Annotated in this window: 24 protein-coding genes and 1 pseudogene; 10 read left to right on the top strand and 15 right to left on the bottom strand. The window is 72.6% G+C overall.

What is annotated here, in order from left to right:
- A pseudogene (carB, locus tag CCN44_RS03285) lies at nucleotides 1-387 on the top strand (carbamoyl-phosphate synthase large subunit); the annotation flags it as partial.
- Between the two features lie 121 nt (nucleotides 388-508).
- Nucleotides 509-892, top strand: coding sequence for a VOC family protein (locus tag CCN44_RS03280; protein ID WP_059253945.1), 384 nt, complete (start codon nucleotides 509-511; stop codon nucleotides 890-892).
- 74 nt (nucleotides 893-966) lie between these two features.
- On the opposite strand, the gene CCN44_RS03275 is transcribed toward CCN44_RS03280, so the two are convergent.
- Both CCN44_RS03275 and CCN44_RS43930 read right to left on the bottom strand, forming a co-directional pair.
- Nucleotides 967-1,614, bottom strand: coding sequence for a LysE family translocator (locus tag CCN44_RS03275; RefSeq protein ID WP_059253943.1), 648 nt, complete (start codon nucleotides 1,612-1,614; stop codon nucleotides 967-969).
- Entirely contained in the window at nucleotides 1,607-1,924 is a 318-nt protein-coding gene (locus tag CCN44_RS43930; RefSeq protein WP_143649596.1) for a hypothetical protein, read from the bottom strand. Before CCN44_RS43930 ends, CCN44_RS03275 begins: the two co-directional genes overlap by 8 nt.
- 448 nt (nucleotides 1,925-2,372) lie before the next feature.
- On the opposite strand from CCN44_RS43930, the gene CCN44_RS03265 reads away from it, so the two are divergent.
- Entirely contained in the window at nucleotides 2,373-3,719 is a 1,347-nt protein-coding gene (locus tag CCN44_RS03265) for an aminotransferase-like domain-containing protein (RefSeq protein ID WP_059253939.1), read from the top strand.
- Here the strand turns inward: CCN44_RS03265 and CCN44_RS03260 are convergent.
- Nucleotides 3,709-4,689, bottom strand: a complete 981-nt coding sequence (locus tag CCN44_RS03260; protein WP_086696788.1) for an NAD(P)/FAD-dependent oxidoreductase — start codon at nucleotides 4,687-4,689, stop codon at nucleotides 3,709-3,711. The genes CCN44_RS03265 and CCN44_RS03260 overlap by 11 nt on opposite strands.
- 492 nt (nucleotides 4,690-5,181) lie before the next feature.
- Between CCN44_RS03260 and CCN44_RS03255 the strand changes: the two genes are divergently transcribed.
- A complete protein-coding gene (locus tag CCN44_RS03255; protein WP_086696787.1) occupies nucleotides 5,182-6,204 on the top strand; it encodes a helix-turn-helix transcriptional regulator in 1,023 nt (340 codons plus the stop codon).
- Nucleotides 6,205-6,315: 111 nt separating this feature from the next.
- On the opposite strand, the gene CCN44_RS03250 is transcribed toward CCN44_RS03255, so the two are convergent.
- Nucleotides 6,316-7,071 carry an SDR family NAD(P)-dependent oxidoreductase gene (locus tag CCN44_RS03250; RefSeq protein WP_086696786.1) on the bottom strand — a complete coding sequence of 252 codons (756 nt, stop codon included), beginning with the start codon at nucleotides 7,069-7,071 and terminating at the stop codon, nucleotides 6,316-6,318.
- A gap of 59 nt (nucleotides 7,072-7,130) precedes the next feature.
- On the bottom strand, nucleotides 7,131-7,889 hold the full coding sequence (locus CCN44_RS03245; protein WP_059253933.1) for a maleate cis-trans isomerase family protein: 759 nt from the start codon (nucleotides 7,887-7,889) through the stop codon (nucleotides 7,131-7,133).
- A 204-nt stretch (nucleotides 7,890-8,093) separates the two neighbouring features.
- Here CCN44_RS03245 and CCN44_RS03240 point away from each other — a divergent pair, with 204 nt between their 5' ends.
- From CCN44_RS03240 to CCN44_RS03220, 5 genes are all read left to right on the top strand, one after another.
- The gene (locus tag CCN44_RS03240) at nucleotides 8,094-8,279 is read left to right on the top strand and encodes a lysine biosynthesis protein LysW (RefSeq protein ID WP_059253931.1); all 186 of its coding nucleotides are present in this window, start codon (nucleotides 8,094-8,096) and stop codon (nucleotides 8,277-8,279) included.
- A 4-nt stretch (nucleotides 8,280-8,283) separates the two neighbouring features.
- Nucleotides 8,284-9,570 carry a pyridoxal phosphate-dependent aminotransferase gene (locus CCN44_RS03235; RefSeq protein ID WP_059253930.1) on the top strand — a complete coding sequence of 429 codons (1,287 nt, stop codon included), beginning with the start codon at nucleotides 8,284-8,286 and terminating at the stop codon, nucleotides 9,568-9,570.
- A 63-nt stretch (nucleotides 9,571-9,633) separates the two neighbouring features.
- Nucleotides 9,634-10,872 carry an MFS transporter gene (locus tag CCN44_RS03230; protein ID WP_086696785.1) on the top strand — a complete coding sequence of 413 codons (1,239 nt, stop codon included), beginning with the start codon at nucleotides 9,634-9,636 and terminating at the stop codon, nucleotides 10,870-10,872.
- Nucleotides 10,873-10,887: 15 nt separating this feature from the next.
- Nucleotides 10,888-11,781, top strand: a complete 894-nt coding sequence (locus CCN44_RS03225) for a fumarylacetoacetate (FAA) hydrolase (protein WP_059253927.1) — start codon at nucleotides 10,888-10,890, stop codon at nucleotides 11,779-11,781.
- Nucleotides 11,782-11,906: 125 nt separating this feature from the next.
- Entirely contained in the window at nucleotides 11,907-12,926 is a 1,020-nt protein-coding gene (locus tag CCN44_RS03220; protein ID WP_414820481.1) for an LLM class flavin-dependent oxidoreductase, read from the top strand.
- A 73-nt stretch (nucleotides 12,927-12,999) separates the two neighbouring features.
- Here the strand turns inward: CCN44_RS03220 and CCN44_RS03215 are convergent, their stop codons facing one another.
- The 9 genes from CCN44_RS03215 to CCN44_RS03175 form a co-directional block, all read right to left on the bottom strand.
- Nucleotides 13,000-14,646 (bottom strand): AMP-binding protein, encoded by a 1,647-nt coding sequence (locus CCN44_RS03215; RefSeq protein WP_086696789.1) that lies wholly within the window; start codon nucleotides 14,644-14,646, stop codon nucleotides 13,000-13,002.
- Between the two features lie 5 nt (nucleotides 14,647-14,651).
- Nucleotides 14,652-15,773 carry a Glu/Leu/Phe/Val dehydrogenase dimerization domain-containing protein gene (locus CCN44_RS03210; protein WP_059253921.1) on the bottom strand — a complete coding sequence of 374 codons (1,122 nt, stop codon included), beginning with the start codon at nucleotides 15,771-15,773 and terminating at the stop codon, nucleotides 14,652-14,654.
- Between the two features lie 34 nt (nucleotides 15,774-15,807).
- Entirely contained in the window at nucleotides 15,808-16,371 is a 564-nt protein-coding gene (locus CCN44_RS03205; protein ID WP_059253919.1) for a type 1 glutamine amidotransferase, read from the bottom strand.
- An 11-nt stretch (nucleotides 16,372-16,382) separates the two neighbouring features.
- A complete protein-coding gene (locus CCN44_RS03200; protein WP_059253918.1) occupies nucleotides 16,383-17,186 on the bottom strand; it encodes an amino acid kinase family protein in 804 nt (267 codons plus the stop codon).
- Nucleotides 17,183-18,241 carry an N-acetyl-gamma-glutamyl-phosphate reductase gene (gene argC, locus CCN44_RS03195; protein WP_059253916.1) on the bottom strand — a complete coding sequence of 353 codons (1,059 nt, stop codon included), beginning with the start codon at nucleotides 18,239-18,241 and terminating at the stop codon, nucleotides 17,183-17,185. The genes CCN44_RS03200 and argC overlap by 4 nt, the downstream gene beginning before the upstream one ends.
- Nucleotides 18,238-19,086 carry an ATP-grasp domain-containing protein gene (locus tag CCN44_RS03190; protein WP_059253914.1) on the bottom strand — a complete coding sequence of 283 codons (849 nt, stop codon included), beginning with the start codon at nucleotides 19,084-19,086 and terminating at the stop codon, nucleotides 18,238-18,240. The genes argC and CCN44_RS03190 overlap by 4 nt, the downstream gene beginning before the upstream one ends.
- Nucleotide 19,087: 1 nt before the next feature.
- Nucleotides 19,088-19,273 carry a lysine biosynthesis protein LysW gene (locus CCN44_RS03185; protein ID WP_059253912.1) on the bottom strand — a complete coding sequence of 62 codons (186 nt, stop codon included), beginning with the start codon at nucleotides 19,271-19,273 and terminating at the stop codon, nucleotides 19,088-19,090.
- 179 nt (nucleotides 19,274-19,452) lie between these two features.
- On the bottom strand, nucleotides 19,453-20,604 hold the full coding sequence (locus CCN44_RS03180; protein WP_059253910.1) for an isopropylmalate synthase: 1,152 nt from the start codon (nucleotides 20,602-20,604) through the stop codon (nucleotides 19,453-19,455).
- A 260-nt stretch (nucleotides 20,605-20,864) separates the two neighbouring features.
- On the bottom strand, nucleotides 20,865-21,605 hold the full coding sequence (locus tag CCN44_RS03175) for an SDR family NAD(P)-dependent oxidoreductase (protein ID WP_059253908.1): 741 nt from the start codon (nucleotides 21,603-21,605) through the stop codon (nucleotides 20,865-20,867).
- A gap of 103 nt (nucleotides 21,606-21,708) precedes the next feature.
- Here CCN44_RS03175 and CCN44_RS03170 point away from each other — a divergent pair, with 103 nt between their 5' ends.
- Complete coding sequence (locus CCN44_RS03170; RefSeq protein WP_059253906.1) at nucleotides 21,709-22,104, top strand: MerR family transcriptional regulator; 396 nt, start codon at nucleotides 21,709-21,711, stop codon at nucleotides 22,102-22,104.
- A gap of 22 nt (nucleotides 22,105-22,126) precedes the next feature.
- On the opposite strand, the gene CCN44_RS03165 is transcribed toward CCN44_RS03170, so the two are convergent.
- On the bottom strand, nucleotides 22,127-23,953 hold a 1,827-nt coding region (locus CCN44_RS03165; protein WP_414820480.1), incomplete at its 5' end, for an ATP-binding protein.

Raw genomic sequence — 23,953 nt, 5'->3', positions numbered from 1 at the left:
ATGATCTTCCCGGCGCGGGAGCTGGTCGCGCACGGTTTCGAGCTGCTGGCCACCTCCGGTACCGCCGAGGTCCTCAAGCGCAACGGGATCCACGCCACCGTGGTGCGCAAGCAGTCCGAGGGCACCGGGCCGAACGGGGAGAAGACCATCGTCCAGCTCATCCACGACGGCGAGGTCGACCTCATCGTCAACACCCCCTACGGCACCGGCGGCCGGCTCGACGGCTACGACATCCGCACCGCCGCCGTCGCCCGTTCCGTGCCCTGCCTGACCACCGTCCAGGCACTCGCCGCGGCCGTCCAGGGCATCGACGCCCTCCACCACGGAGACGTCGGCGTCCGCTCCCTCCAGGAACACGCCCAACACCTGACCGCGGCCCGCGGCTGAGACCTGTGCGACGGCCGGCGGGCGGGCGATGCCGCGCCCGCCCGCCGGAAAATCGTTCGACTCCGCTCGCCCCGCCCGGTAGCGTCCGGCCGTTCGCACGCTGAGAGTTAGGTTCCGTCACATGGCATGTCGTATCAGTGAAATCGTGCTCAAGTGCCACGACCCCGAGGCGCTGGCGCGGTTCTGGTGCGAGGTCCTGGACTTCGTGGAGCTGGAGCGCGAAGCCGAGGGCTGTATCGAGATCGGTCCGCGCGAGGGGTTCGGCGGCCCCCAGCCGACGATCTTCCTCATCCGCACCGACGATCTGAGGGACGGGCCGCCCGCGCGGCTGCACATCGACGTCAACCCCACCGACCGCGATCAGGACGCCGAGCTGGAGCGCCTCCTGGCCGCCGGGGCGAAGCTCGTCGACATCGGTCAGCCCGCGGACGCGTCCTGGCACGTCCTCGCCGATCCGGAGGGCAACGAGTTCTGTCTGCTCAGGACCCGCCTCGCTCCCCTCTGACCGACAGCTGAGGGGGGACGGCACAGCCGGAGGGGCNNACCGGCCCCTCCGGCTGTGCTGCGTGCCGCGGCCCGTCAGCTCGGGTTGCTCGGGCCCGACGTGTCGACGGCCAAGGAGACGGCGAGGGCGCCGAGCACCGTGCCCATCGCGTAGCGCTGCACCTTCAGCCAGGAGGGGCGGCGGGAGAGGAAGACGGCGATCGTGCCGGCGGCGAGCACGATGGCCAGGTTGACCGCGATGCTGACCACGATCTGGAACGAACCGAGAATGATGCCCTGGAGCAGGACGTGGCCCCGGTCCAGGTCGATGAACTGGGGGATGAGGGACAGGTACATGATGGCGATCTTCGGGTTGAGCAGGTTCGTCATCAGGCCCATGGTGAACAGCTTGCGCGGCGAGTCGTGCGGCACGTCCTGCGGGTCGAAGACGGAGATGCCGCCCGGCTTCAGGGCGTTCCAGGCCAGGTAGGCGAGGTAGGCGGCGCCCGCCAGCTTCACCGCGACGTACAGCTCGGGCACGGCGAGGAAGACGACCGACAGGCCCAGGTTCGCGGCGAGCAGGTACACCATGAAGCCGAGGGCCACCCCGCCGAGGGAGATGATCCCGGCACGCCGGCCCTGGGTGATGCTGCGGGAGACGAGATAGATCATGTTCGGGCCGGGGGTGAGCACCATGCCGAGTGCCACCACCGAGACGCCGAGGATTCCGCTCAGTTCAACCATGAAAACCCCTCATTCGTAGGTGCGTTGCAGCGCCGTTCTCCGCGTGCGCCGCGTCGGCGCCGTCGTCGTGCACGGCCTCGGCGAGGTCGTGGGCGATGTCGTGCAGGAGGTGGCGGGTGAAGAAGTCGACGGTGAGCCGCGGATCGGCCAGGCGCGGGTCGTCGCGGTGCCAGTCGTCGGCGGTGAGCCGGGCCAGGCGGCCGGCCAGGGCCTCGGCGGCCCGCCCCAGTTCCTCCGCCACGCGCCGGGGCTCCTCGTCCCGGTAGTGCGGGGCGCTGTCGGGGCGATCCGCCGCCGCACCGGACGTCACGGCGGCCCGTGCACTCGGTGCATTCGGCGATTGACCCAGGATTGCATCGAGTCGGGTGTGGAACAGCAGGCACATGTCCCGGACGTGACAGCCGCACTCCAGGGCGGACCACGCGGGGACGCCCGCGCGCCGACCGCTGAGCCGGGGGTCCCGTAACACCCGCTGCCAGGCGGTCGCATACTCCCGTAGCGCGTCCGCGATGGCGTCCTGGCTGATCAGGTGGGTTCTGAAGCCGCAGTGGCGGCAGTCGGGCAGTGGTGCGGGAGTGCGGCCGAGCGGGGACCGGGTGGGGGTCGTCGTCTTCACTGAGCCCAGGACTCCCTTCCTGACCTCGGGGCAATGCCCGGAGCTTAAGGCAGAGCAATAGCTCGATGCAACTGGACTATTGCACCGAGTGCAATGCTGTGGTTGGATGGAGGCGCCCGGACGGACGAGGGGAGCACGAGGCGTGAAGGACTATCAGAGCGTCGCCGACGCGGTGGCCGAGCAGATCCGGTCCGGCGCCCTCCGCCCCGGCGACCGCCTCCCCCCGCAGCGCGAGTTCGCCCGGCAGCAGGGCATCGCCAACTCCACCGCCGCCCGCGTGTACCAGGAGCTGGCCCGCCGTGGGCTGACCGTGGGCGAGGTGGGCCGCGGCACGTTCGTGCGCGCGGTGTCCGCGGCGTCCGGTGCGTCCCTCCCCGCGCTGACCGAGCCCGCGGCCGGCCGGGTCGATCTGGAGCTGAACTACCCGACCGTGCCCGAGCAGAGCGCACTCCTCGCCGAAGGGCTCGGCGGGCTGCTGCGCCCCGACGCCCTCGGATACGCCCTGCTGCCGGTCGGCACGGCCGGACTGCCCGCCGTCCAGGAGTCCGCCGCCGACACCCTCGCCCGTGGCGGCTGGCGCCCCGACCCGGCGCGGGTGCTCTTCGCGGGCAACGGCCGGCAGGCCATCTCGGCCGTCATCACCGCGCTGGTGCCGCCGGGCGGGCGCCTCGGCGTCGAGGAGCTGACCTACCCCGTCATCAAGGCCGTGGCCGCCCGGCTCGCCATCACCCTCGTCCCACTGGCCATGGACGAGGACGGGCTGATCCCGGAGGCCGTGGCGGAGGCCCACGCGGCGGCCCCGCTGCACGCCGTCTACGTGCAGCCGAGGCTGCACAACCCGCTGTCGCTCACGATGCCCGAGCAGCGGATCGAGCGGCTGGCGGAGGTCCTGCTGAGGCTCGGGCTCCCCGCGGTCGAGGACGCCATCTGGGCGTTCCTGCGCGACGAACTGCCGCCGCTGGCCGCCTACGCCCCCGAGCGGACCGTCCTGATCGACTCCCTGTCCAAGCGCATCGCGCCCGGCCTGACCCTCGGCTTCGCGGTGGCACCCCCCGCCCTGACCAGTGAGATCGCGGTCTCCCTGCGATCGGGCGGCTGGTCCCCCATGCGCTTCGCGCTGGAGGCCGCCCACCGCTGGCAGCAGGACGGCACGGTGAAGAAGCTGGTGGTCGCCAAGCAGCGGGAAGCGGCGGTACGGCAGGAGATCGCGGCCCGGCACCTCGACGGTTTCGCCGTGCGCAGCCATCCGCGCTCCTACCACTGCTGGTGGCAGCTGCCGCGCCCGTGGCGCGCGGACACGTTCGTCGCCGCCGCCGCGCGGCACGGCATCGGGGTGGTGCCCGCCGCCGCGTTCACCGTCGGCGGCAGCCAGGCCCCCAACGCCGTGCGCCTGGGCCTCGCCTCCCCGCAGCCGGAGGTCCTGGCGCAGGCGCTCGGCAGGCTCGCCGAACTGGCCCGGTCCGCCCCGGACGACCTCGTCACCGACTGAGGCCGGGCAGCGGTGAGCGCGGTCCGTCGCCGAACGGCAAGCCCTCGTGGGGTTCTTCGCAGTGCGGCACTTCGCCGTGCGGTGCCGCGCCGTCGGGGGCGCCGTGGTTGAGGGCATCGTCGTGCAGGACCTCGTCGTGCAGGACCTCGTCGTGCAGGGTCTCGTCGTACGCCGTCCGGTACCGCCGTTCGAACTCCGCGAAGGCCGCCGCCTCGTCCGCCGCACCCCGCAGGAACCCGTCGAGGGCGCCGGCCGCGAGTCCGGCGCCGCGGCACGCCAGGTGCATCCCGCGGGACGGCGGCGACTGCGGTCCCACCGCGCACGCGGCGTCGCCGACGAGCACCATCCCGGGACGCCACAGCCGGTCGTCGGCGTACGACCAGTGCGGGCGCACCCGGATGAGGCCGGGGCCGCCGCGCGCCCGGGTCGCCCCGGCCAGGAAGTCCCGGACCGGCGGACACGCCTCGGCGAAGCCGGACAGCGCGCGCCCGGGATCCGCCCGCACCAGGCCCGCCAGGTCCGGCCGCACCACGGCGCCGACCCGGGTCAGCCCGTCACCGGCCGGCGCGATCCAGAACCAGCCGCCGTCGAACGGGAAGCGCCGCGGGCCTGCCGCCCCGCCGCCGGCCGTGAAGCAGGCGTACACGGCCAGCCCGGACGAGCCCCGGGCTCCTGCGACATGACGGCGCAGCGGGCTGTCGCCGCCCGAGGCGTCCACCACGTAGCGGGCCCGTACCGTGCGGGCCGGCTCGCCCTCCGGGCGGTGGCGCAGCCCGGCCACCCGCTCGTTCTCGATGACCACGTTGACCGCGGCGGACCGCTCACGGACCACCACGCCCGGCAGCGCCCCCGGACAGGGGCCCCGCTCCAGCAGGAGCACCCGGTGGCCCCGCCCGGCCACCAGGGCCGCCGCGAGAAGCCCGGCGGGGCCCGCACCGGCGACCACCACGTCGTACCGCTCGCTGGACATACCTCTTTCCCTCCCCGAGGCAGGTGCGCGGTGAAATTTTCCCCCCGGGGGCGAAATACCGAGACTCTTTCGGGAAAACCTCTCATTTCACCGGAAGAACCACGGAAAGCACCCTGAGCATCCCCGGGACATCCCGTGGAACACGGAACAGGGAATTCCCCGACGGCTAAATTCCGCCTGACTGGCTGAAATCAACCCCAGGCGGAGTCGTCGTCCGTTGCCGCGATACCCACGACAAGGGCGGTGCAGACGCGGCCGTACCGGGCAGTCTGGTACATCTTCGATACCTCGCCAGTGTGAGTAGTTCCATGTTTAGCAATATCCCGCCGGGCGGGCGGTCATGATCATTCGCGGCCCGGACCAGGCCGAAAGGCCTGGCAGGACCCGCTCGACCGCGTCCCCCCACGTCATCAATGATGCTGACGCGCGGACGGGGACGCGAGGGCGACAGGCGTCGGGATCACGCAACGCGCCAACACGAAGGTGGGACATATGTGCCAGGAAGAGGACATCGAGGAGAAGGGCGACGGCCGTAAGCGCGTCGAAGGAACATCGCCCGGCGTGCATTTCTGCGCTCGCGGGCTCGAGCGTTACCGCGAAGCCCTCAACGACGGGACGATCTCGGGGGACGTTCCCGAATGCCTCATCGTCTACCGGCTGCTGCGCCCCATTCCGGGCGTCGCCGGACTGTACGTCCCGATTCCCCCGAAAGTCGCCGAGGCGGAACTCTCCCGCTCCGTGGTGCGGGAGATCGAGCACCACGAGAATACGCTGGCCTCACTGCGGTCCTCGTTCCTGGCCGCGGAAAGCCTCTACCACCGGGCACAGCACGACACCGGAGTCCCCATCGAGTCCCTCAGGGGCGCCGACGTGATCAGCCAGTCCCTGCGGCTGGTCGTGGAGGCGTGCAAGGAGGAACTGCTCACCGCGCAGCCGGGCGGCGGCCGGTCCCCCGCGCTGCTCGCCGAGGCCCTGCCGCGCGACCTGGCGATCCTGCGGCGCGGCGTCGCACAGCGCACGCTCTACCAGCACAGTGTCCGCTCCCACCAGCCGACCCTCGCCTACATCGAGCGCGTGACGGCCGAGGGTGCCGAAGTGCGCACCGTGGACGAGGTGTTCGAGCGCCTCATCATCTGCGACCGCGCGGTCGCCTTCATCCCCGGCATCCCGGAACGCAAGAACGCCGCGCTCGCCGTCCGGCACCCCGGCGCCGTCGCCTTCCTCGTCAAGGTCTTCGACCACACGTGGGCACGCGCCCGTCCGGTCTCGATCGCCCCCGAACAGCACCGCCCGGACCTGGTGACCGACTCGGTCCGCGCCGCCGTGCTCCGCATGGTCGTCACCGGCCACACCGACGAAGCGATCGCCGCCCGCCTGGGCATGAGTTCCCGTACGGTCTCGGCCCACATCAAGAAGGTCGCCGAGGTCCTGGGCAGCCGCAGCCGCGCCGAACTCGGCTACCTCATCTGCCAGCGCCGGCTGCTCGTGCTGGAGGAACCGGTCGGTACCGCCTGACGAGGCGCGGGGGCCCGAGCCGTACCCGGCCCGGCCGCCCGACCGCCGCGCGCGCGAGCCCCGCCGGACGATCCCGGCGGGGCTTCGTCGTCCCACGTTCCGGCGCGGGTCTCACAGGCGCAGGTCGTGGATGCCGCCGTCGACGGCGAGGACGGTGCCGGTGGTGCCGGAGGCGTCGACGGCCAGATAGGCGATGGCCTCGCCGACCTCCTCGGGGCGCGCCAGCCGTCCCAGCGGGTGGCGGTCGTTCAGCGCGTCCCGCTCCGCCCGCGGGTCGGCGGTCCGGGCCAGCACGCGCTGGATCCAGGGGGTGTCGACGGCACCGGGGGCGACGGCGTTGACGCGGATGCCCTCGCGGACGTGGTCGGCGGCCATCGCCAGGGTCAGGGAGTGGACGGCGCCCTTGGACGCGGAGTACAGGACCCGCCGCGGCACGCCCATGGCGGCGAAGACGGAGCAGGTGTTGACGATCGCGGCGGCGGGCGACCTGCGCAGGTACGGGAGCGCGGCGCGGGCCAGGCGGACCATGCCGACGACGTTCACGTCCAGCACGCGCCGCCACTCCTCGTCGTCGTTGTCGGCGACCGTGCCCTGGGCGGCGATGCCGGCGTTGTTGACGACGATGTCGATGCGGCCGAAGCGCTCCACGGCCTCGGCCACCGCACCGCGCACGGAGGCGTCGTCGGAGACGTCGCAGGCGATGCCGACGGCGGGTGCGGCCACCTCGTCGGGTGTCAGGTCCAGGGCGGCGACCCGCACGCCCCGGGCGGTGAGCGCGGCTGCGGCAGCCGCGCCGATGCCGGACGCGCCGCCGCTCACCACGGCCACGAGCGGATCGGACGTCTGTGCTTCGCTGAGGGTGGCCACGGCTGGCGCCTCCTTGGGAGATGGGCTGCGGATCGGGAGGGAAGGGTTTCCGTGGGGTCTCAGCGCGCCGCGCCGCGTTCCAGGCGCTCAAGGAGCGGGTGCACCTCGGCGCCGGCGGCCCCCACCGCGCGCCGCGCCCACCAGGCCGCCGCGAGGTTGGACGTGAGCAGCGTGGTGCGGCGGAACTCGCGGTCGAGTTCGGCCAGGGCGGCCAGCGTGCCCATGCCGGTGCCGGTGAAGAGGACGGCCCCCTCGTCGGGCAGGCCGGCGGCGCGTATCCGCTCCAGGAGCGTGCGGGTCGTCACCCGGTACGGGTCGAACTCGTGGTCCTCGTCCTTCTCGCCCGGCACGGCCGGGGCGAGGACGACACGGTCGACCGTGACGCCGGCCTGCTCCCAGAAGGCGCGGGACGTCTCCGTCAGCCAGTCCCAGTAGGGGGAGACGAGCGTCAGACGGGAAATCCCGAATTGCTCGCACACCGCGAGGATGGCCTGGGTCGTCGACTGCACGGGGTAGCCGAAGCGTTCCGACAGTTCGGCGACGAAAGCGCGGTCGCCCTCCGGGCCCAGCAGATAGTGCGACGCGTTGCACGCGACCACAGCGGCGTCCAGACGCATGCGGCCGAAGGTGCCGAGGGTGTCCTCCAGAACATCGTTGTACCTCAGCATCGTCTCCTTCACCCCCATTCCGGGAGTCAGCGGGAAACGCGCGCTGTACACATTCAGCTCGGCGCTGACGAGACGGTTGAACTCCGGTTCGGCCAGGGGGTTTTCCGGGGGTACGACCAGCCCGAGGCGAGGCAGCGGAAAAATGTCCATGGCGGCAGATTAGTTGCTGGTCAGGGCAACTGCTGCGGCAATCCGGCGGACTTGACATTCCGCCAGGCCAATCTTGCAACTCCTTTCCGTCTTGACACTTCTTGACAATCCACTACAGAGAATTGACGGGACCGCCTTTACTCTTTTCCGAGGCGCGTTGGAAGGTAGTGCACCGTTACGCAGCCCGACGAACGGAGTTGATCCATGTCCAGCGCCACCCTCACCGGCGCCTGCCCCGAGTGCGAGACCGAACTGACCGTTCCGCCGATCGTCCAGGGCGAGACGCTCTCCTGCCCCGAGTGCATGCTGACCCTCCGCGTGGAGGAGATCGCGGACGGCCGGCTGACCCTGGAGATGGTCGAGGTCCAGCTGCGCGACTGGGGGCAGTGACAGCATGTCCGATGCCCCGTCCATACCCATGTCGGCGACCCTGGCCGCCGATGAGGCCCTGGACCGCAGGCGCCGGGCCGGGGAACAGGTGCTGCCGATGGCCGGCGGGGAGATCGGCCTGCCCGTGCTTCCCGAGCTGCGCCGGCGGCTCGCCGCCGCCGCGGACGCGAACGCGTACGGTCCCGTGCCCGGCAGCCAGGCCCTGCGCGCCTCGGCCGCCGGGTACTGGGAGCGGCGCGGCCTCGCCACCGATCCCGGGCTCGTCGTGGCCGGGCCGGGCAGCAAGCCGCTGCTGTTCGCGCTGCTGCTCGCCGTCGGCGGGGACGTGGTGGTGCCCGTACCCAGCTGGGTCAGCTACGCCGCTCAGGCCCGGCTCGTGGGGGCACGTCCCGTCCCCGTGCCGATCGCCGCGGGCCAGGGCGGAGTGCCCGACCCGGAGCGGCTGCGCGCGGCCGTCACCGCGGCGCGGGCCGCCGGCCGGGACCCCCGGTGCGTGGTGGTGACCCTGCCGGACAACCCGACCGGCACCGTCGCCTCGCCCGGCACGGTGCGCCGCCTGGCCGCCCTGGCCCGGGAACTCGACCTCGTCATCGTCTCCGACGAGATCTACTGCGACCTCGTCTACGACACCTCGGTGCCCGCCGAGTCCCCGGCCCGGCACGCCCCGGAGCGCACCGTCGTCACCACCGGGCTCACCAAGAACCTGGCCGTCGGCGGCTGGCGCACCGGTGTGGCCCGGCTTCCGGACAGCGGCATCGGGCGTGCGCTGCACGGCCGTCTGGTCTCGGTCGCCAGCCAGATCTGGTCGAGCCCGCCGGCGCCGGTGCAGGCCGCCGCCGCCTACGCGTTCGGCGAGCCACCGGAGGTCACCGAGCGCGTCGCGGCCAGCCGCCGGCTGCACGAGATCGTGGTGCGCGCGGTGGCCGGCCGGCTCACCGCCGCCGGTGCGCGGGTCGCTCCGGTCCGCGCGACCTGCTACCTCTACCCGGACTTCGGGCCGCTCCGGGACCACCTGGCCCGGGCCCACGGCGTGCACGGCGGCGAGGACCTGGTCCGGTTCCTCGGTGAGCGGCACGGCGTGGGCGTCCTCCCGGCCGGTGCCTTCGGCGAGTTGGGCGACCCCCTGCGGATCCGGGTCGCGACCAGCCGGCTGTACGGCGAGGACGACGAGCGGCGCACCGCCGCGCTCACGGCGCCGGACCCGCTCGAACTCCCCTGGATCCGCCGGTACCTGGAGCAGTTCGACACCGCGCTGGCCGATCTCACCGGCGCCCGCGTCCTGCGGGCCTGACCGTCCCCGCCCCGGGAGGACCCTTCCACGCCGGGCTCGACCCTCACCTCGAAGGCACCCATCATGACAAGCGCCGAGCCGTCCACCGGCACCGCCACCTCCGTCCCCGTACCCGACGACGCGTCGACCGCCGAGCGGAAGCTGCCGATGGCGGCGCTGCTCGCCCTGGCCGTCGCGGTGTTCATCACCAGTCTCACCGAGACCCTGCCCGCCGGGCTGCTGCCCGACATGAGTGCCAGCCTGCACACCAGCGAGTCGGCCACCGGGCAGACGGTGACCATCTACGCGCTGGGGACGGTGCTCACCGCCATCCCGCTGTCCGCGGCCACCGCGGGCTGGCACCGCAAACGCCTGCTGCTGACCGCCATGGCCGGCTTCGCCGTCGCCAACACCGTCACCGCCCTGTCGGTGAACTACCCGCTCACCCTGGTCGCCCGGTTCGTCGCCGGGGTCGCCGCGGGCCTGGCCTGGGCCCTGCTGGCCGGCTACGCCCGCCGGATGGTCGCCCCGCACCAGGAGGGCCGCGCCCTCGCGATCGCCATGGCCGGGATCCCCGTCGCCCTGTCACTGGGCGTGCCGGCCGGCACCTTCCTGGGGCAGGTGGTCTCCTGGCAGGCCGCCTTCCTCGTGATGACCGCGCTGACCGTGGTCCTGCTCGTGTGGATCGCGGCCGTGGCGCCCGACTACCCCGGTCAGCAGGCCGGCGGCAAGATCCCCATGCGCAGCACCCTGCGGGTGCCGGGCGTCGCGGCGGTGCTGACCGTCACCCTGGTCTTCGTCCTGGCCCACACCCTCCTGTACGCCTACATCGCCAGCTTCCTCGACCACATCGGCATGGGCGCCCAGGTGGACGCGGCCCTGCTCGTCTTCGGTGTCGCCTGCCTGATCAGCATCTGGGTCGTCGGCATGTACATCCACCGCCATCTGCGCACCCTGACCATCGTCAGCACGCTGCTGGTCGGCGTCGCCGTCGCGGTCATGGGCGCGTTCTCCGGCAGCGACGCCCTGGTCTACGTCGCCGCCGCCCTGTGGGGGCTCGGCTGGGGCGGGGTGCCCACCCTGCTGCAGACCGCGGGCGGTCAGGCCGGCGGGGAGGCGGCCGAGGCGGCCCAGGCGATGCTGGTCACCCTGTGGAACGTCGCGATGGCCGGCGGCGGCATCGCCGGTGGCCTGCTGCTGGACGCCGTGGGGGCCGCGGCCTTCCCCTGGACGGTGCTGATCCTCCTGGTCCCGGTCCTCGCCATCGTGCTCGCCTCCCGCACCCACGGATTCCCGGCCCCCCGCTCATCCGCCAACTCCTGAGGAGACCTGACAGCCATGTCCATCATCTTCGAGTGCACATACCAGGGCCGTCGGTACGCGGGCCACGGCCTGCCGGTGCCCGGCAGCCCCCTCACCCTGTACCCGGTGACCGACGGGCAGCTGCGGGCGGCCCTCGTCGCGGGCGGCGGCCCCGAGGGCCTGCGGTCCGCCCTGGCCGGGCTGGACGGCCGGATCGAGGTGGAACCCGGCGACGCCGGCCTGACGTTCCTGCCGCCGCTGCTGCCGACCGCCTCCAACAACGCCCTGATCAACGGGTTCATGGGCACGCACCGCTCCAAGTTCGACCGCGCCCCGGAACCCGACGAGGAGTTCACCGCGCCGAACTACTACATCAAGGGCTTCGGTTCCTGGCTCCGGATGCCGGACGAGCCGCTGACCACCCCGGCCGACCCCGTCTGGCTGCTGGAGGAACCCGAGGTCGTCCTGGTGTACGCCAACGACGACCAGGGGGTTCCGCACTACGCCGGCTACACCTTCGGCAACGACCTGAACGACATCGGCCTGCACCTGAAGAACCCGTGGGCGTGGACCCCGTACGCCAAGCTGTGCGAGACCTCGATCACGCCGTGGCTGTTCCTCGACACCCCGCCGGAGACGGTCACGGGCAGCGTCACCATCGAGCGGGACGGCGCCGAGGCGTGGCGGGGCCCCTTCTCGTGCGGCGCCGACTCCCTCTTCCACCGGATCCCGGACATGGCGGACCACCTGTTCGCGCACCCGCTGCTGCGCCGCCCGGGCCTGGTCAACTACCTGTTCCTCGGTGCGGACAAGGCGACGTACCACGACGGGTTCCGGATCGAGAACGGTGACCGGATGGTCATCGACGTGTCCAGTCACGGTGTCGTGCTGGCGAACGAGGTCCGGTACGGGGCGGCGGCCCCGAAGTAGCCGAGCCGGGACCTTCTGAGGCGCTCGGGCCGGTCGTGTGCGGGATCACCTCCCCCGCACACCCGGCCCGGGCCTTTTTCATGACGGAACGCGCACCCGTGCGCGACTACGGAGGGACAGCAACGATGGCCGACGCCCTGTCCGTTCTCGACCTGGTAGCGGTCGGAGAGGGCCACACCACGCGGGAGGCCCTGCGGACCTCCGCGCGGCTCGCCCGCCTGGCCGAAGCCCGCGGATTCCAGCGGTACTGGGTCGCCGAACACCACTCGATGCCCGGCATCGCCAGCAGCAGCCCCGCGGTGATCCTGGCGTACCTCGCCGCGCAGACCACCCGGATCCGGCTAGGTTCCGGCGGTGTCATGCTGCCGAACCACGCCCCGCTGGTCGTCGCCGAGCAGTTCCACACCCTGGAGGCGATGGCCCCCGGCCGGGTGGACCTCGGGCTGGGACGCGCCCCGGGCACCGACCAGTCGACCGCCCGGGCGCTGCGGCGGACCCACGGGCCGGCGACGGGCGACACGTTCCCGGCCGATGTCGCCGAACTCCTCGGCTTCCTCGACGACGACTTCCCCGACGGGCATCCGTACCGCCGGGTGCACGCCGTACCCGGCCCGGTGCAGGGGCCCTCGGGCGGGCGGCCCGCGGTGTGGCTCCTCGGCTCGTCCGGGTTCAGCGCGCAGCTGGCCGGCCGGCTGGGGCTGCCCTTCGCCTTCGCGCACCACTTCGCGGGCCACCACACGGTCCCCGCGCTGGAGCTGTACCGGCAGTCGTTCCGTCCCTCCCCCGTGCTGGCCGAGCCGTACACCGTCGTGGGCGTGTTCGCGTTCGCCGCGGAGACCGAGGAGCAGGCCCGGGACCAGGCGCTCACCGGGGCGCTGACCACGGTGCGGTTCCGCAGCGGGCGCCCGGGGCTGGTACCGACCCCCGAGGAGGCCAGGTCCCATGTGTTCACCGCGTACGAGCGGAAGATCCTCGGCGGCTGGCTCGAGCACGCCGTGCACGGCACCCCGGACGTGGTGCGGGAGCGGCTGGACGAGCTGCGGAAGCGGACGCAGGCCGACGAACTCATGCTCGCCTCCAACGCGCACGGCCTTCAGGAACGGCTCACGTCGCTGTCCCTGATCGCCGACAGCTACGGGATGTAGCCGGCCGGGCAGACGCGACGGCGCGGCGGCACCACCCTGGGGCGGTGCCGCCGCGCCGTGGGGCACGAGGCGGTCAGACTCCGGCGAGGCGCCGCCGGAGTTCGGCCTTCTTGACCTTGCCGGTGAGGGTCTTGGGCAGAGCCTCGACCAGGTCGAGCCGGTCCGGCAGGAACCGGGGGTCCTGGCCGCGGTCGAGCAGGTGCTCCCGGATCTCCCGCAGCGTGGGCCGGGCGCCGCCGCGGGGTACGACGACGGCCACGACGGAGTCGTCCGTCCGCCCGGTCGGCCCGACCAGGGTCGCCTCGGCGACCTTCGGGTGCGCGGAGAGGATCGCCTCCAGCTCGGCCATGGGGACGACGATCCCGTCGCGCAGAATGGCGTCCTTGGCCCGGCACAGGACCCGGATGCCGCCGCGGCCGTCCTCGCGCGCCACATCGCCGGTGTCGAACCAGCCGTCCGCGGTCAGTTCGGCGTCGAAGGCGTCCTGGTTGCGGTAGTAGCCGAGCGCCTGGGAGGCGCCGCGCACCCGCAGCCGGCCCACCGGGGCCCGCTTGTCCGGGTTGTCGCACAGATCGATGCGGATCTCCATGGCGTCGATCGGGCAGCCGTGGCTGTGCGCCGACCAGTTCTGGTCGTAGTCGAGCCGGCTGATGGTGATCGGGCCGAACTCGGACATGCCCCACACCGAGTAGGTGGCGGTGTCGAAGGTGTCGCGCAGCTCGTCCACCAGCTCCTGGAGCACCGGTGCCGCGCCGGTGATCGTGTAGCGCAGCCGGGACACGTCGTGCCGGTCGGCGCGCTGGGCCGCAGCCACACCGAAGAGCGTGGGCGGCGGACCGTACAGCAGGGTGGCGCCGTACCGCTCCGCCAGGTCCAGCAGGCTGGTGTGGTTCCTGCCGTCCTGGAAGGCGATCGTCCCGCCGAGCATCACGCCGGCCAGGACACCCTGGCCGAAGCCGGAGTAGTGCACCAGCGGCGTGGTGACGACGGCCACCAGGTCGTCGCGGAGCAGGAACGTGTCCACATAGCCGCGCACGCCCGAGTGGACGGTGTTCTGGCTGTGCACGACGCCCTTGGAGAAGCCGGTCGTGCCAGAGGTGAACAGCACCACGAACGGCTCGTCGGGCCCGAGGGCGCGGCCCTCCAGGTCGCCCATGTGCGCGTCCTCCCAGGGCACCGCCACGAAGTGGTCGTGGAAGTCGAGCGTGCCCTCGGGAGCGTGACCGCCGACCACCACCACGTGCTCCAGCGGCAGCGCGGAGCGCAGGCCGGCAATGTCCCGGGCGAGCGGATGTCCGTCGTACTCGGCGACGGTGACGCACAGCCGGGCCTCGGTGAGTTCGAGGCGGTGGCGCAGTTCCTCGCCCTGGCACTCGGGTGCGATGGGACAGATGACGGCGCCGACGGCCATGCAGGCGTACATCAGCGGGACCATCTCCCACCGGTTGGGCAGCTGGACCGCGACGACGTCCCCCCGCCGGACGTCGAGTTCGAGCAGCGCTCCGGCGAACCGGTCGGTGAGGAGGGAGAGTTCCGCGTAGTCGAGGGTGTCGGTACGCGCCTCGCCCAGGCGGCGCCCGGCGACGGCCAGCTTGCGCGGCCGTATCCGGGCCTGCCGCCGCAGGTCGTCGAGGAACGTCTCGTCCCGCCACCAGCCGCGCGACCGGTACTCGGCCGCGCGGTCCGTGGCCGGCGCCGGTATGTGTGCGGGGGGAACCATGGTCGTCATCGGAGTTCTCCACGTCGTACCGAGAGCAGTTCGGGCAGCGGATCGCCGGCGCGTCCGGCGGCGATCTCCAGCAGGGCCCGGGTGTTGTCGCGCACCCGGTCGCCGATCCAGTCGAAGACCCAGGCCTTGCGGGCCTCGGCGGCCAGCTCGAAGGGGACGACCCGGGTGACGGCCAGGGCCGCCGCGCCGGCGCCGCCGATGTTGGCGATGACGCCCGGCACCAGGGTGGCGCCGGCCGCCCGCGCCTTCTCCCGCGCCTGCGCGTCCGAGGCGAGGTTGGCGCCCTCGACCACCAGGCCGGCGCGCAGCCGGTGCGCGTTCTCGGCGTTCAGCGCGTGCTTCTGGGCGGCGAGGATCAGCAGGTCGGCGTCGACGTCGAGCCAGGCGTCCGGGCCGTCGGAGAGGGTGACGTGCTGCGGCAGCCGGGAGCGGTCGATGAGCCCGAACTCGTCGGTGACCGCGACGAGGTCGGCCACGGGCAGCCGGTCGGCGCTGATGGTGCCCTGCGCGTCCGCGACGCCCACGAGGGTGTGGCCGCGGTCCTCGAGGAACCGGGCGACCGCGCGGCCCACCGCGCCGAAGCCCTGCACCACGACCCGGGCGGGCTCGGTACGGCCGCTCGCCTCCAGGGCGGTGACGGCGGCGACGCCGACGCCGTGCCCGGTGACGTCGATGAGCGGCTCGTAGTAGGTGCGCCAGTCGATCGGCATGTCCGGGGCGCCCAGCCGGTAGCGCGGGTCGTAGCCCGCCTCGTCGAAGAAGACGGCCCGGTCGGCGGGGGTGACGCCCATGTCGATGCCGAGGTGGATGCCGCCGTGCAGCAGCGGTTTGACGGTGCGTCCGAAGGTGCGGAACGTCTCCTCGCGGTTGCTGCCGTCGGAGACGATGCCGCCCTTGGCGCCGCCGACCCGCAGGCCCGCGAGCGTGAACTTGTGCGTCATGTCGCGGGCGAGGCCGGCCACCTCTTCCTGGGTGACCCCCGGGGTCATCCGCACGCCGCCCATCGCGAGGCCGTCGACCAGCGTGTCGATCACGACCCAGCTCTTGATGGTGCCGCCGCTGCCGTTCAGGTGCACGACGAGCGCGGGATCCTGGGTGTTGTCGTCAACAGGGCTCATTGCCAAGTGCTCCCATCGGTGGGTGAGGTGTCGTTCACTGGTAGAGCTGTGCGAAGCCGCGCAGGATCTCCAGGCCGTCGCTGCGGAACTCCAGGTGGGCCTGCGATCCGTAGATCCGGCCGTCGTCGGAGCGCAGGAACTCCACGGGCGCGTGCTCGGAGCGGCCGATGGAGCGGAAGCCCTTCGGGGCCTCCTTCAGATAGAGGGTGTGCCGGTGGAAGACCGTCACGGTGGGTTTCACATGGGTGAACAGCGGCTCTTCCTTGTCCACCTGGACCTCGTAGCCGCCGACCCGCTGCGGGCCCTCGGCCAGCTGCGCGCCGTTCGCCACCGCGAGGATCTGCATGCCGCCGCAGATCCCGAAGACCGGGACGTCGGCGTTCATGACCAGGTCCACGAGCGGCTTGTAGTACTCCTGGTCGTAGGCCCGCACCTTGGTGCCGCTCAGCACGATCGCCTGGTAGCGGCCGTCGAGCCGGGCGGGCACGGACGCCGCGTCGACGGTGTCGGTGTCCGAGCCCAGCGCTTCGAAGCGTTCGCGGAGCTGTTTCAGGGACAGGGTGCGGTTGTTGACGACCAGCACACGGGTTTTCGCCACGTCGGTGCTCCTCAGGTTCGGGTGATGACGGTGCCGGTGCGGGCGGCGAGCAGGTCCGTGACGGGCGCGCTGCCGATGACGACCCGCTCCACGCCCCGGTCCAGGGCCTCGCCCGCGGCCCGCAGCTTCTTGCGCATGCCGCCGGTGGCGCCCTTGTCGCGGAACTCCGCCGCCCCCTGAGCGGTGATCTCGCGCACCGGCTCGCCGTCGATCAGCAGGTGCGCGACGTCGGTGACGAGGATCAGGTCGGTGGCGCCGGTGGCCCCGGCTATGGCGGCGGCGGCCCGGTCGGCGTCGGTGTTCACCTCCTGGCCCGCGTCGTTGCGGGCCAGCGGGGTGACGAGGTAGGCGTGGCCGGGCCGCAGCCCGGTCAGCGGCGCCGGGTCCACCCCGGTGATGGGGCCGACCAGGTTCTCCAGCTCGACCAGCTGCTTGTCCTTCCACCACCAGCGCTCGCCCGCGCCGGCGCTGACCAGCCCGTCGCTGCCGAGCAGCCGTTCGGCGGTGATGCCGCGCCGGGTGAGCCGTTGCAGGACCTCCCGGCCCAGGTCGGCGCTGACGGTCTTGATGTCGGCGATGACCTCGGGCGTGGTCCAGCGGCTCTGGTTGCCGTACCGGTCGCGCAGGATCGCCGACGGCTCGCTGTAGCGGGGGCTGAGCTGCTTCAGCGGCTTGGACCAGCCGTGGACGAGGATCAGGGGCCGCTCCCGGCCGTGCGCCGCCAGGTCGTCCCACCAGCCGCCCTCCAGGTCGGCCAGGCAGCTGCCGCCGAGCTTGACCACGGTCGGGGGGAGCTGTGCCTGTGTCTCGGTCATGCGGGCATCACCGGCTGCATGGTCAGGCCCGTGTCCTCGGGCAGGCGGAAGCGCTTGTTCACTGCCTGTACGGCCTGCCCGGCGGCGCCCTTGACCAGGTTGTCCAGGGCGGCGAGCACGACGATGCGGCCGCCGTCCGGGTCGTGCAGGGCCGTCACGTCGCAGTAGTTGGAGCCGAGCACGGCCTGCGGGTCGGGCACCGGGATGAGGGTCTCGTTGTGGCGGCGCACCCGGACGAAGGTGTGCTCCTTGTAGAACTTGATGTAGGCGCGCTGGAGTTCGCGCTGGTCCACCTGGTCGTCGGTGTAGACGTAGGTGCTGGCGAGCAGCCCCCGCACATGCGACACCCCGTACGCCGACATGGCCAGGGAGCCGACGCTGCCGGGCTTGCTGCGCAGCAGGAAGTCGCTGACCTCGGCGGCGTGCCGGTGGCCGGTGGGGGCGTACGGCGCGATGGCGCCGTTGCGCAGCGGGTGCAGGTCCGGCACGCGCAGTTGCAGACCGCCGCCGCTGGATCCGCTCTTGCCGTCGATCACCACCGTGCGCAGGTTCAGGCCGAGCCCGAGGGTCAGCGGCGCGAGCCCCAGGGTGATGGCGGTGGCGTAGCAGCCGGGGACCGAGATCAGCGCGGCGTCCACGAGCTGGTCGCCGACGAGTTCCGGCACCCCGTAGACGAAGCGGTCGGCCAGCTCGGTGGTCCGCTCGGCCTTCGGGTACCAGCGTTCGTGCAGCTCCGGGGTGCGGATCCGGAAGGCGCCGCTGAGGTCGGTCACGCACGGGACGCGGTCGGCGAGTTCCGCGGCGAGCCGGGCGGAGACCGGGGCGGGGGTGGCGAGGAACACCACGTCGCACCGTTCGGCCACGCGGTCGGCCGTGACGGGCTCGACGGTCAGGCCCAGGTCGAGCCGGAGCCCGGGGTGCAGTTCGGCCGGCCGCCGGCCGGCGCTGGAGTTGCCGCCCAGGAAGGTCAGTTCCAGCTCGGGATGCTGGTTGACCAGCCTGATGAGTTCACCGCCGGCGAGCCCGGAGGCGCCGACTATTCCCACACGGATCATTCGAGTGTCTCCTGGACGTAACGGACGACGACCGACGCGATGTCGACCCCGGTCGTCGATGCCACTCCCCGCCAGGCGGGGGCGTGGTTGACCTCGTTGACGAGATAGCCCGACGGGGTCTTGAACAGGTCGACCCCGTAGATGCCGCTGCCGAGCCGGTCCACGACGCCGTCCACGATCTTCTGCACGTCGGGGTCGTGGGCCAGCGCCCGGCTCTGGTTGCCCAGGGCCGCGTTGCTGCGCCAGTCGGTGCCCGCGCTCTCGAACTCGGCGGCGGCGACGATCTCCCGGCCGACGACCAGGCAGCGGATCGACCCGCCGCCGAGGTAGGGCTCCACCAGGCAGGCCTGCTCGAAGGCGTGGCCCAGGTCCTCGACGTAGTCGTAGACGGAGTGCGCCAGGTCGGGGTCGCGGACCAGGGTCACGCGCTTGCCCATGCCGCCGTAGACCGGCTTGAGCACGACCGGTACGCCCAGTTCGCCGAGGGCCTTCTCGAAGTCCTTGCGGGACAGGGCGAGCCGGAACTCCGGCACCGGGACGCCGGCCTCGCGCAGCACGGCGCGCAGCACCAGCTTGTTCTCGCAGGAGTGGATCGCGGCGGCGGAGTTGAGGACGCGGAAGCCGTCCGCCTCGGCGAGGGTGGCGATCAGGCCGCCCCGGGTGTAGCTGCGGCTGCGCACCATGAGCGCGTCGTAGTCCTTGACGGACAGGGCGTCGCGGTGACCGGCGCACAGGGACTCGTCGTTGACCCAGTCGAAGCGCAGGCCGAAGTCCTGGGCGGTCTCGATCAGCCGGCGTTCCTCCCAGCCGACCCGGTCCGCGACGACGGCGACTCGGTTGGTCATGTCACTGGCCCCAGTCGCGCAGCTGGACCTCGACCATCTGCAGGGTCAGCCGGCCGTCGCTGATGCCCTCGATGCGCAGCGTGAGCATGCACTCGGGGCAGGAGAGGGTCTCGCCCTCGACCATCTCGGGCACGGTCAGCTCGGTCTCGCACTCGGGGCACGAGCCGGTGAGAACAGCGGTGCTCATGGAAGGACTCCGATCACGGTGACGGGTACGGGAAAGAGGTGAGAGTTCGGACGAGGGCGACGCGGGGCGCGGCCCGGAGGGCGCGGGCGCGCTCCAGCCGTCCGGGACAGGCGGGACGCGCTCAGGCGGCCCGGGACAGGCGGGACGCGCTCAGGCGGCCCGGGACAGGCGGGACGCGCTCAGGCGGCCTGGAAGTCGATGGCGGCCTTGCGGACCGCCTCCTGGTCCAGCACGGGGGCGCCGTTGCGCTCCTGCCGCTCGATGAGCCAGGCGGTGAAGTCCTCGACGTCGACGTCGATGTCCGCGCCGGCGAGCGCCCACCTGACGAGGGCGGGGGTGAGCCGGGTGCGCACGCGCAGCTCCCGGGTGTTGCCGACGAGTTCGGCCGGCAGCGTCTCGTACGCCTCGGGGTGGCTGAGCTGGCCCGGCAGCTCGTAGGCGAAGGCGTGCGGGGTCGTCGGGCCGGACTGGAAGGCGCTGCCGAGGCCGGCGCCCTTGAGGGCCACCCGGGACAGCTCCGTCAGGTGGGACAGGTCGAAGCGGGTGTCGCCGTAGACGACGCGCAGCGAGGTGAGCAGCTCGGCCAGCGGGGCGTTGCCGCCGCGCTCGCCGATGCCGCCGACGGTCGCCGAGATCCACTGCGCACCGGCGCGGACGGCGGCGAGGGAGTTGGCGACGGCCATGCCCAGCATGTTGTGCGAGTGGATCTCGATCTCGGAGCCGTCGATGGCGGTGAGGTCGGCGATCACCTCCTCCATCTGCCAGGGCGACAGATAGGCGACGGTCTCCGCGAGCCGGAACCGGTCGGCCCCGGCCTCGAAGCCGGCGGTGACGTAGGGGACGAGCCGCTCCTTGGGGGTGCGGGCGCCGTCCTCACCGCTGAAGGTGACGTGGAACCCGCGCTCCTTGGCCTGCGAGATCGCCGAACGCGCCAGCACGTTCAGGAACTTCGCGCTGGGCGAGCCGAGCTTCAGCTTGGCGTGCTGCTCGGAGGTGGGGATGGAGTACATGATGTGCCGCACGCCCAGCCGCTCGGCCTCGTCCAGGGCCTTCTTGACCTGCTCGCGGTCGCGCACCACCACGAGCGTCATGCTGCGCTCGGGGGTGATCGCCTCGTGGGTGGCGAGGACCAGGTCGGCGTCCTTGGAGTTCGGGCCGGAGACCATGCCGACCTCGACCAGGTCGATTCCGGTCTTCACCAACAGCTCGGAGATGACGGTGGCGTCCTTGGGACCGAATTCGACACCTCCCATGTGGGCGGAGTCGCGCAGGGTCGCGTCGGACAGATGGGGCGGCTGCGGAAGGCTTGCCTCGTTCGCTGATTCAGCCATTGCGTTCCCTCCTTTTCCAGAGCCTGCTTCCTTTTCGACACCGAACATGCTGCGCGACCTTGTGCAAAGAAGCGATGCTCGCTCTGTCAGAGCTGTGTCAAGGGCTGTCAGCGAATGTCACGCCCGGCAAGAAGTGCGAATGATTCTCCGGCTTGGACAATTCCGGGAACCGCTTGTTGTTTCAGCGGAATGAAAGAACGCCCCCGCCGGCGGGGCCGGCGGGGGCGGGGTGCGAGGCCGTCTTGGCGGACGGGGAACCGTCAGGCGGTGTAGCCGCCGTCCACGGCGATGGCGGTGCCGGTGATGTAACGGCCGGCCGGTCCCGCCAGGTAGGCCACCGCGGCGGCGATGTCCTCGACCTCGCCGTACCGCCCGAGGGCGGTGAGGGAGGCCTGCCACTCGGCGGAGTCGCCGTCGGCCGGGTTCATGTCGGTGTCGATGGGGCCCGGGTCCACGATGGTCGCGGTGATCCCGCGCGGCCCCAGCTCCCGGGCGAGGCCCTTGGTCAGCCCGACGAGGGCGGTCTTGGCCGTCGCCTGGAGGACGAAGTTCCCGGCGGGCACCCGGCCGTTGAAGCACGAGCCGATGCTGATGATCCGGCCGCCGTCGCCCATGTGCCGGGCGGCGGCCTGGGCGGCGAGGAACACCGAACGGACGTCGGCGGCGAGCACCTTGTCCAGGTACTCGGGGGTCACCTCGTCCAGCGGGCCGTAGGCGAGGAAGCCCGCGTTGTTCACCAGGATGTCGATGCCGCCCAGCTCGCGCACGGTCTGCTCCACGGCCTCGGCCGCGTCGTTCGGCCGGGTCAGGTCGGCCCGGACGACCGCGGCCCGGCCGCCGTTCTCCTCGATCCGCTTGGCGACCTCGCGGGCCCGGTCCTCCGCCTGGACATACGTCAGTGCGACCGCCGCTCCCGCGTCGGCCAGCCGCTGGGCCACCGCCGCGCCGATACCGCGGCTGCCGCCGGTCACCAACGCCACTTTTCCGGTCAGCTCACTCATGGGTGCTTCCTCCGTAGACGGCTCGATGTACGTCGCACCGCTACGCTAGAAGTTGACACCGGTGTGAGATTCAAGTCCTCTTTCCGGCACAGGGGGTTGGCAGATGCGGATCGGTGAACTGGCCAGGCGCAGCGGGGTGAGCGAGCGGTCGCTGCGCTACTACGAGGCACAGGGGCTGCTCAGTTCCGAGCGGACCCCGGGCGGCCACCGCGAGTACGGCGACTGGGCCGTCGACCGGGTCATCCGCATCCAGGCGCTGTACGCCGCGGGACTGAACAGCAAGAAGATCGCCCAGCTGCTGCCCTGCATGCGCGACGGCGACGGCACACCCAGCGCGAGCGCGACGCCCCGGCTCGTCGACGAGCTGACCGCGGAACGCGACCGGCTCGACCGGATGATCGCCGACCTGGTCCGCTCCCGCGATGTCCTGGACGGCATCATCAGCACCGCGTCGGCGGGCCTGGGTTCCGCCGCCCTCTCCGGCACCGGCGGCGCCTGAGCCTGCCCCCCGAGGGGGCGGCTCAGGCGGCCTTGTCCACCAGTGCGGCCAGGGTGGTGCGTACCTGGTGCTCCGCCTCGGCGGGGCTCAGCCACGCCCCGCGCTCGAACGCCTCGGTGAAGGCGCGGGGGCCCAGCGCTTCCTGCGCCGCCGCGGTGACGCGGTCGACGTCGCCGCGCTCGGCGGGCGGCAGCGGCGCGCCCACGCTGCGGCGCGCGGCGTGGGCGGCGCCGAGCAGCAGGGCCGCGCAGCCGGCGCCGGAGCGGTGTCCGCACAGCGTGGCCGCGCCGGCGAGCCCCTCCAGGGAGAGGGCGAGGGCACGCGGCTCGTCCAGGCAGTGGGCGATGGACAGGCCGCGCAGGTGGTGGGCGGCGGCCTCGGCGGCGTCGCCGCGGAGTTCGGCGATGAAGCCGAGTTCGGCGTGGAGCAGGTGGTCGCCGGCCGGTGAGGAGGCGTCGGCGTGGGCGTCGCGGATGCGCAGCAGGTGCGCCTCGGCCGCGTCGATGTCACCGGCGCGCCGCGCGCCGAGGGCCAGGCCCATGTCGGCGTGGATCTCGCCGTACTTGTAGCCCTGTTCGACGGCGATGCGGCGGGCCTGCTCGTGCAGGTCGCGGGCGCGGTCGAAGTCCTGGGCGAGCAGCGCGAGCCGGCCGAGCCCGGACAGCCGGGCCGACACCTCGGCCTCCAGGCTCAGCTCACGTGCGATCTGCAGCCCCTCGTGCTGGCGGTGCGCCGCCTGCGCGTACTCCCCCTTGATCTCGGCGAGCGCGGCCAGCGGTGAGACGGTCTGCAGTTCGCCCCACCGGTCGCCGAGGTCGCGGAAGAGGGCCCGGCTGCGCTGCCCGTCGCGGGCCAGGCCGTCCAGGTCGCCGCGGACCAGGGCGAGCGCCGCCCGCAGGCCGAGCGCGGCGGCGATGCCCCACTGCTCGTCCGCGGCCTCGAAGTGGATGAGCGCGCGCGTGTTGAGCGCGCGGCTGCCGTCCAGGTCGCCGGCGCTGAACCTGCCGTAGGCGTTCAGCCACAGTGCGCGGGCGCGGCGCACGGGGTCGGGTACGGCGTCGGCGTCGCAGGTCACCGTGCGCTCACCGGTCAGCAGCACGAACCCGCTGTGCAGCAGGGCGAGTTCCGGGTCGGGGTCACCGGCGGTGGCGGCGAGGACGGCGGCCAGGGCGCGGCGGGCCTCGGTGAGCCGGCCGCGCAGCAGCCACCACCAGGACAGGGCGGTGGCGAGCCGTACGGCTTCCGCGCTGTGCCCCGCGGCGGCCCGGCGCACCGCCTCGTCCAGGGCGGCGCGCAGGTTGCACGCCTCGGTGTCCAGGCGGGCGAGCCAGTCCTGTTGCCGGGGACCGCGCAGCCGGTGCTCGGCGCGTTCGGCGAGCGCGAGGTAGTGGTGCAGGTGGCGTTCGCGGGCCGCGGCCTCGTCGGCCGACTCGTGCAACCGCTCGGTGGCGTAGGCGGCGACGGACTCCAGCAGGCGGTAGCGGGGGCCGGCCGGGCCGTCCGCGACGACGACGAGGGACTTCTCGACGAGCCGGGTGACGAGGTCCAGCACCGCGTCGCCGGCCACGCCCTCGCCCGCGCACACCGCCTCCGCCGCGTCGAGGTCGCAGCCGTCGCGGTGCACGGCGAGCCGGCTCAGGACGGTGCGTTCGGGCGGGCTGAGCAGCTCCCAGCTCCAGTCGATCATCGCGCGCAGGGTCTGCTGGCGGGCGGGCGCGCCGCGCTGCCCGGAGGTCAGCACCCGGAACCGGTCACCGAGGCGGGCGGCCAACTCCCGGACGCCCAGGGCGCGTACCCGGGTCGCGGCCAGTTCCAGGGCGAGCGGGATGCCGTCCAGGCGGCGGCAGAT

Source organism: Streptomyces tricolor (genome assembly GCF_002155905.1).
GTDB classification, from domain to species: domain Bacteria; phylum Actinomycetota; class Actinomycetes; order Streptomycetales; family Streptomycetaceae; genus Streptomyces; species Streptomyces tricolor.
The sequence above is the reverse complement of the archived record's forward strand: the minus strand, read 5'-3'. Positions and strand labels throughout refer to the sequence as shown.

Coding starts and splice junctions, on each gene's coding strand:
- CCN44_RS03280 (WP_059253945.1), top strand. CDS start 509: ATGGCATGTCGTATCAGTGAAATCGTGCTCAAGTGCCACGACCCCGAG.
- CCN44_RS03175 (WP_059253908.1), bottom strand. CDS start 21,605: ATGAGTGAGCTGACCGGAAAAGTGGCGTTGGTGACCGGCGGCAGCCGC.
- CCN44_RS03215 (WP_086696789.1), bottom strand. CDS start 14,646: ATGGTTCCCCCCGCACACATACCGGCGCCGGCCACGGACCGCGCGGCC.
- CCN44_RS03240 (WP_059253931.1), top strand. CDS start 8,094: ATGTCCAGCGCCACCCTCACCGGCGCCTGCCCCGAGTGCGAGACCGAA.
- CCN44_RS03220 (WP_414820481.1), top strand. CDS start 11,907: ATGGCCGACGCCCTGTCCGTTCTCGACCTGGTAGCGGTCGGAGAGGGC.
- CCN44_RS03185 (WP_059253912.1), bottom strand. CDS start 19,273: ATGAGCACCGCTGTTCTCACCGGCTCGTGCCCCGAGTGCGAGACCGAG.
- CCN44_RS03235 (WP_059253930.1), top strand. CDS start 8,284: ATGTCCGATGCCCCGTCCATACCCATGTCGGCGACCCTGGCCGCCGAT.
- CCN44_RS03210 (WP_059253921.1), bottom strand. CDS start 15,773: ATGAGCCCTGTTGACGACAACACCCAGGATCCCGCGCTCGTCGTGCAC.
- CCN44_RS03245 (WP_059253933.1), bottom strand. CDS start 7,889: ATGGACATTTTTCCGCTGCCTCGCCTCGGGCTGGTCGTACCCCCGGAA.
- CCN44_RS03255 (WP_086696787.1), top strand. CDS start 5,182: ATGTGCCAGGAAGAGGACATCGAGGAGAAGGGCGACGGCCGTAAGCGC.
- CCN44_RS03275 (WP_059253943.1), bottom strand. CDS start 1,614: ATGGTTGAACTGAGCGGAATCCTCGGCGTCTCGGTGGTGGCACTCGGC.
- CCN44_RS03190 (WP_059253914.1), bottom strand. CDS start 19,086: ATGACCAACCGAGTCGCCGTCGTCGCGGACCGGGTCGGCTGGGAGGAA.
- CCN44_RS03200 (WP_059253918.1), bottom strand. CDS start 17,186: ATGACCGAGACACAGGCACAGCTCCCCCCGACCGTGGTCAAGCTCGGC.
- CCN44_RS03260 (WP_086696788.1), bottom strand. CDS start 4,689: ATGTCCAGCGAGCGGTACGACGTGGTGGTCGCCGGTGCGGGCCCCGCC.
- CCN44_RS03170 (WP_059253906.1), top strand. CDS start 21,709: ATGCGGATCGGTGAACTGGCCAGGCGCAGCGGGGTGAGCGAGCGGTCG.
- argC (WP_059253916.1), bottom strand. CDS start 18,241: ATGATCCGTGTGGGAATAGTCGGCGCCTCCGGGCTCGCCGGCGGTGAA.
- CCN44_RS03230 (WP_086696785.1), top strand. CDS start 9,634: ATGACAAGCGCCGAGCCGTCCACCGGCACCGCCACCTCCGTCCCCGTA.
- CCN44_RS03180 (WP_059253910.1), bottom strand. CDS start 20,604: ATGGCTGAATCAGCGAACGAGGCAAGCCTTCCGCAGCCGCCCCATCTG.
- CCN44_RS03225 (WP_059253927.1), top strand. CDS start 10,888: ATGTCCATCATCTTCGAGTGCACATACCAGGGCCGTCGGTACGCGGGC.